Genomic DNA, 5,247 nt, shown 5'->3' on the forward strand with positions numbered 1-5,247 from the left:
TCAGTCGGCCAGCGACTCCCGCGCAAGGGTCTCGGGCTGGCTGGCTACCCAAGACGCGAGGAGCTTCAGCGCGTCGGAGGTGGGCGTGCCCGCTGCGGCCGTGTAGATGTTGAGCCGGAGGCCGGGTTCCGAGGCCAGCTCCATGGCCTCGAAGTCGAGGTCGAGCCGGCCGACGGCCGGGTGGCGGAGGCGCTTGTGCCCGGAGCGGTGGTAGCGCACGTCCTGGGAGGCCCAGCGCTGCCGGAACAGCTCGGAGCGGGTGGACAGCTCGCCGACGAGCTCGATGAGGGCCTTGTCGCGCGGGTTGCGGCCGGCCTCCAGACGCAGCATCGCGGCGGCGTCGCGGGCGATCTCGTCGTAGTCGACGAACAGCTCGCGGGCCCGGTCGGGTTCGAGGTAGACGAAGCGGGTGGTGTTGGCGGGCCGTCGGGGGTCGCGGAACACCGGCTCGTAGAGTGCCCGGGCGAGCGGGTTCATGGCGAGGATGTCGTGGCGGCCGTTGCGGACCCAGGCGGGAGCGTCGGTGATGGCGTCGAGCACCTGCTGGACGGCGGGGCGCACGGTCGTCGCGGACCTCCGCGTCCGGCGGCTGGACCCGGCCGCGGCCGCTCGGGCGAGGTCGAGCAGGTGCTCGCGCTCGGCCTCGTCGAGCCGCAGGGCGCCGGCGAGCGCGTCGAGGACGGACTCGGAGGCCCCGCCGAGGCCACCGCGCTCCATCCTGACGTAGTAGTCGACCGAGACCCCTGCCAGCATGGCGACCTCCTCGCGGCGCAGCCCCGCCACCCGCCGGTTGCCGCCGTAGGCGGGCAGCCCCGCCTGCTCGGGCGTGATCCGGGCCCGGCGTGAGCGGAGGAACTCTCGGATCTCCGCCCGCAGCTCAGTCGATGCCATGCCCACCACGGTAGGCCGCACCAACCCGACGAGGGAGGCTCTGGCAATACCCCGAACGAGCGGGACTCCCGCAGTTGGGCCGGCACGCGTTGACTGGTGGTCATGCGAGCCGCCTACCTGTTCGGCGCCGGCGACATCCGCGTCGTCGACGCCCCCGACCCCTCGATCCAGCTGCCGACCGATGCCCTCGTCCGGGTGACCCGGGCGTGTGTCTGCGGCAGCGACCTGCACCCGCACCACTCGGCCCCGCCCTCGCCGGCGGGCCATTCGATCGGGCACGAGTTCATCGGCGTCGTCGAGGGTGTCGGTGCCGATGTACGGACCTTGGCCGCCGGTGACTTCGTGATCGCCCCGTTTGCGGTCTCCTGCGGCGAGTGCGAGTTCTGCCGGGCCGGGCTGCACACCTCGTGCGTTCGCGGCGGGTTCTGGAACGACGACCGGCTCGGCACCGGCGGCGGCCAGGCCGAAGCGGTGCGAGTCCCGTTCGCCGACGGCACGCTGGTCAAAGTGCCCGGCGTCACGGCCGGCGCGGACGAACCCCTGCTGGCCTCCCTGCTCACGCTCTCGGACGTCTACGGGACCGGCTGGCACGCCGCAGTCCGGGGTCGGGTCACCGCGGGCAGCACGGTCACCGTCATCGGTGACGGCGCAGTCGGCCTGCTGGCCGTCCTGTCCGCCAGGCAGCTCGGCGCCGAGCGCATCGTCCTCATGGGCCGTCACCGGGCCCGCACCGACCTCGGCCGCGAGTATGGTGCCACCGACGTCGTCGCCGCCCGCGGCGAGGAAGGCATCGCCGCCGTTCGCGACCTGACCGGTGGCGGCAGTCCGATCGTCCTCGAGGCGGTCGGCCACCTGCCGGCATACCAGCAGGCCGTCGGTGTCGTCCGGCCCGGCGGGGTCATCAGCCGGGTCGGGGTCCCGCAGTACGAGGAGGCGCCGGTCGGTTTCGGCAGCCTCTTCGGCGGCAACATCACCCTGACCGGCGGGCCCGCCCCGGTCCGGGCCTACATCGAGGACCTGCTGCCCGGTGTCCTCGCCGGGACGGTCGAACCGGGCCGGGTCTTCGATCGCACCGTCGTCCTGGAGGACACCCCGAAGGGCTACACCGCGATGGACGACCGCGAGGCCCTCAAGGTGATGGTCCGCCCGTGAGCGTATCGACCGCACCCCGAGCGACCGGGACCGACCGGGCGAGGAAGTCCACCGGCCCCAGCGCGGTCCTGGCGGTCATCCTCGTCAGCTACGCCACCGGGTCACCGGACACGGTGGCTGAGCACGTCAGTGCCGCGATCACAGGTGCCAGCGCCCTGCTCGCCATCGCGCTGGTGATCGTCCTCGTCGTCCTTCTACCGGCCCGTCGGGTCCTCCGGCGGGTCCTCACCCCGACACCCTTGGAGTGCACATCATGACCATTCCCACCATCACCCTGAACACCGGTGTCACGATGCCGGCCTTGGGCTACGGCGTCTTCCAGACGCCTCCGGACCAGACCAGGGCCGCAGTGGCCACCGCGCTGGGGGTCGGCTACCGCCACATCGACACGGCCGCTGCGTACGGCAACGAGCGTCAGGTCGGCGAGGCCCTGGCAACATCCGGGCTGGCTCGCGAGGAGGTCTTCGTCGAGACGAAGGTCTGGATCAGCGACTACGGCTACGACCGGACCCTCCACGCGTTCGACAAGAGCGCCGGCAAGCTCGGCCTCGCCCACATCGACCTGCTCATCCTCCACCAGGCACTGCCCGGTGAGTTCGACCGCACCCTCGATGCCTACCGTGCCCTGGAGACGCTGCTGACCGACGGCAAGGTCCGGGCGATCGGCGTCAGCAACTTCATGCCCGGCCACCTCGATCGGCTCCTCGCGGCCACCCATCTGGTCCCGTCGATCAACCAGGTCGAGGTCCACCCGTACTTCCGCCAGCCCGACGTCCTGACCGCGGACGCCGAGCACGGCATCGTCACCCAGGCGTGGTCACCGATCGGTGGGATCACGTTCTACCGCAACGGCTCTCGCGGCTCCACCCTCGAGGACCCCACGATCGGGCGGATCGCGGCCGAGCACGGGCGGACCCCGGCCCAGGTGATGCTCCGCTGGCACCTCCAGCAGGGCCGGCAGGCCATCCCCAAGTCCGTCACTCCGTCACGCATCGCCGAGAACTTCGACGTGTTCGGGTTCGAGCTGACCGCCGACGAGCTGGCCGCCATCGACGCACTGGACACCGGCGTCCGCGGCGGCCCAGACCCCGAGGACATCACCCTCGAGACCTACGGCCGCGACATCCCCGAAGCCTGACCTCGACCCACCGGAACGACAGGAGACCCGAATGAACACCTGGACACCCCAGCAGCTCGCCGCGATCGACGCCGACAGCGAGATCAGGGTCGCTGCACACCGTCGCGACGGGACGCTGCGCAGCCCCCGAATCGTCTGGCACGTCGTCGTCGGAGACAGCCTCTACATCCGCTCGGTACGCGGCACCAGCGGCGCCTGGTATCGCGGTGTGCAACACACCGGCACCGGGCGCATCGAAGCCGACGGCCGGCGCACCGAGGTGGCCTTCACCCACGACCGCTCCCACGACGACGACATCGACCGCGCCTACCACGACAAGTACGGCCACGGCGGCCCGGTGCAGGCCATCACGAGCCCCGAGGCACGCGCCACGACCCTGCGCGTCGACCCCGCCTGATCCGGGAGCAAACGACCCAGGCACGAAACGACAGGCAGGACGGCCCTGCCGACAACGCAGGCCGTGAGTGACCTCGACGTCGCCGTCCCCATCGGCACCGGCCGCATCGGTGTAACCATCGCCCGCCGGAGCGCCGTCGAGCGACGCCTGCTACTGGCCGACCACAACCCGACCCGGCTCGCCGCCGTCGCCGAGCAGTTGCACGGCGAGGGCTACGAGGTCGACACCATGGTCGTCGACGTCTCCGACCAGGCCACTGTCGACGCCCTGGCCAACTACGCCGCCGCACTCGGCAGCGTGACCCGGCTGATCCACGCGCCGGTGTGTCGCCCATCCAAGGCGCCGCCGGAGCGCATCGTCGCCGTGGACCTACTGGGCACCGCCTACGTCCTGGAGGCGTTCGGCCGGGTCATCGCCTCAGAGGGCAGCGGTGTCGTCATCGCCAGCCAGGCTGGACACATGGGCAGCTTCCCGGCCGACCTGGAGCGCACGCTGGCCTACGGCTCGATCGCCGAGCTCCACGACCTGCCCGCTCTCGCCGATATCGACGACTCCGGCCCGTCCTACATCCTGGCCAGGCGTGCGAACGCGCTGCGGGTCCAAGCGGCTGCCATCCCGTGGCAGCGGGCTTTGCGCCGGTTCGCGGAGCGACCATCCGGCGACAGTCACCTCCGCACCGTCCCGGGCGAACCGCCGGGCGAGCGCCTGCCCGATGCCGGCGGTGCCACCGATCACCGCCACCCTGGTTCCGGTCAGTTCCAGCTGCTCGTCACCATTCTTCCGCAGGCCAGTCGACTCGCCTGGCCATCCCTACCGGGTCGGGGCAACATCCCCCCGCTGTGGAGCGAAACGTAGTCGACCCATGGTCCCTCGGTGGCTCCGGCTCCGGTCTTCAAGGACCAGGACGTCGCGGGTCACGCGCACACCCACCTGTGTATGTGGGGGGGCGCACAGCCTGCGTCGCCTGCACTGGGAGTGCGTAGACTGACACATGCCCGAGTCGCCCCTGCCGGACCCGTCCGTCACGATGACCGCCGATCAGATACGGGAGCTGGGCACCCTGATGCGGCGGTTCCTGCTGGAGTACGAGTTCGGGTTGCGCGAGGTGGAGACCAAGATCACCATCCTGCGCGACGAGTTCGTGCACATGCACGACTACAACCCGATCGAGCATGTGAAGGGCCGGGTGAAGACGATCGACAGCCTGCTCGAGAAGGTCCACCGCCGCGGGGTGAGCCGGGACCTGGAGTCGGTGCGTCAGCAGATCACCGACGTGGCCGGCATCCGGATCACCTGCAGTTTCGTCTCCGACGCGTATCGGATCTTCGACCTGCTGACCCAGCAGGACGACATCACCGTCCGTAGGGTGTCGGACTACATCGCCGAGCCGAAGCCCAACGGGTACAAGAGCCTGCACGCGATCGTCGAGATCCCCGTCTTCCTGTCCTCGACCATCGTGCACGTCCCGGTGGAGATCCAGTTCCGCACGATCGCCATGGACTTCTGGGCGAGCCTCGAGCACAAGCTCTACTACAAGTACGACGGCAAGGTCCCTGACGAGCTGTTGGCCGAGCTCAAGGACGCCGCCGACACGGCAGCCGATCTGGACCTGCGGATGGAGCGGCTGCATCAGCAGGTGCACGGCCTGGCACCGACCAGGATCGCCGAA

The 5,247-nt window shown here is 70.5% G+C and carries 7 protein-coding genes; 6 read left to right on the forward strand and 1 reads right to left on the reverse strand.

The features are described from left to right. Nucleotides 1-891 carry a helix-turn-helix transcriptional regulator gene (locus WMI84_RS16675; RefSeq protein WP_347354900.1) on the reverse strand — a complete coding sequence of 297 codons (891 nt, stop codon included), beginning with the start codon at nucleotides 889-891 and terminating at the stop codon, nucleotides 1-3. A gap of 102 nt (nucleotides 892-993) precedes the next feature. Here WMI84_RS16675 and WMI84_RS16680 point away from each other — a divergent pair, with 102 nt between their 5' ends. The 6 genes from WMI84_RS16680 to WMI84_RS16705 all read left to right on the forward strand — a co-directional run. Beyond that, on the forward strand, nucleotides 994-2,043 hold the full coding sequence (locus WMI84_RS16680) for an alcohol dehydrogenase catalytic domain-containing protein (RefSeq protein ID WP_347354901.1): 1,050 nt from the start codon (nucleotides 994-996) through the stop codon (nucleotides 2,041-2,043). Beyond that, a complete protein-coding gene (locus tag WMI84_RS16685; protein ID WP_347354902.1) occupies nucleotides 2,040-2,300 on the forward strand; it encodes a hypothetical protein in 261 nt (86 codons plus the stop codon). Before WMI84_RS16680 ends, WMI84_RS16685 begins: the two co-directional genes overlap by 4 nt. Further along, complete coding sequence (locus WMI84_RS16690) at nucleotides 2,297-3,181, forward strand: aldo/keto reductase (protein ID WP_347354903.1); 885 nt, start codon at nucleotides 2,297-2,299, stop codon at nucleotides 3,179-3,181. The genes WMI84_RS16685 and WMI84_RS16690 overlap by 4 nt, the downstream gene beginning before the upstream one ends. 31 nt (nucleotides 3,182-3,212) lie before the next feature. After that, nucleotides 3,213-3,578, forward strand: coding sequence for a DUF2255 family protein (locus WMI84_RS16695; RefSeq protein ID WP_347354904.1), 366 nt, complete (start codon nucleotides 3,213-3,215; stop codon nucleotides 3,576-3,578). A gap of 63 nt (nucleotides 3,579-3,641) precedes the next feature. Continuing rightward, nucleotides 3,642-4,433: an SDR family NAD(P)-dependent oxidoreductase gene (locus tag WMI84_RS16700; protein ID WP_347354905.1), complete on the forward strand. Its 792-nt coding sequence runs from the start codon at nucleotides 3,642-3,644 to the stop codon at nucleotides 4,431-4,433. A 136-nt stretch (nucleotides 4,434-4,569) separates the two neighbouring features. Beyond that, nucleotides 4,570-5,247: GTP pyrophosphokinase family protein (locus tag WMI84_RS16705; RefSeq protein ID WP_347354906.1), on the forward strand; the 678-nt coding region annotated here is incomplete at its 3' end.

It is taken from the genome of Intrasporangium sp. (genome assembly GCF_039812505.1).
Lineage (GTDB): Bacteria > Actinomycetota > Actinomycetes > Actinomycetales > Dermatophilaceae > Intrasporangium_A.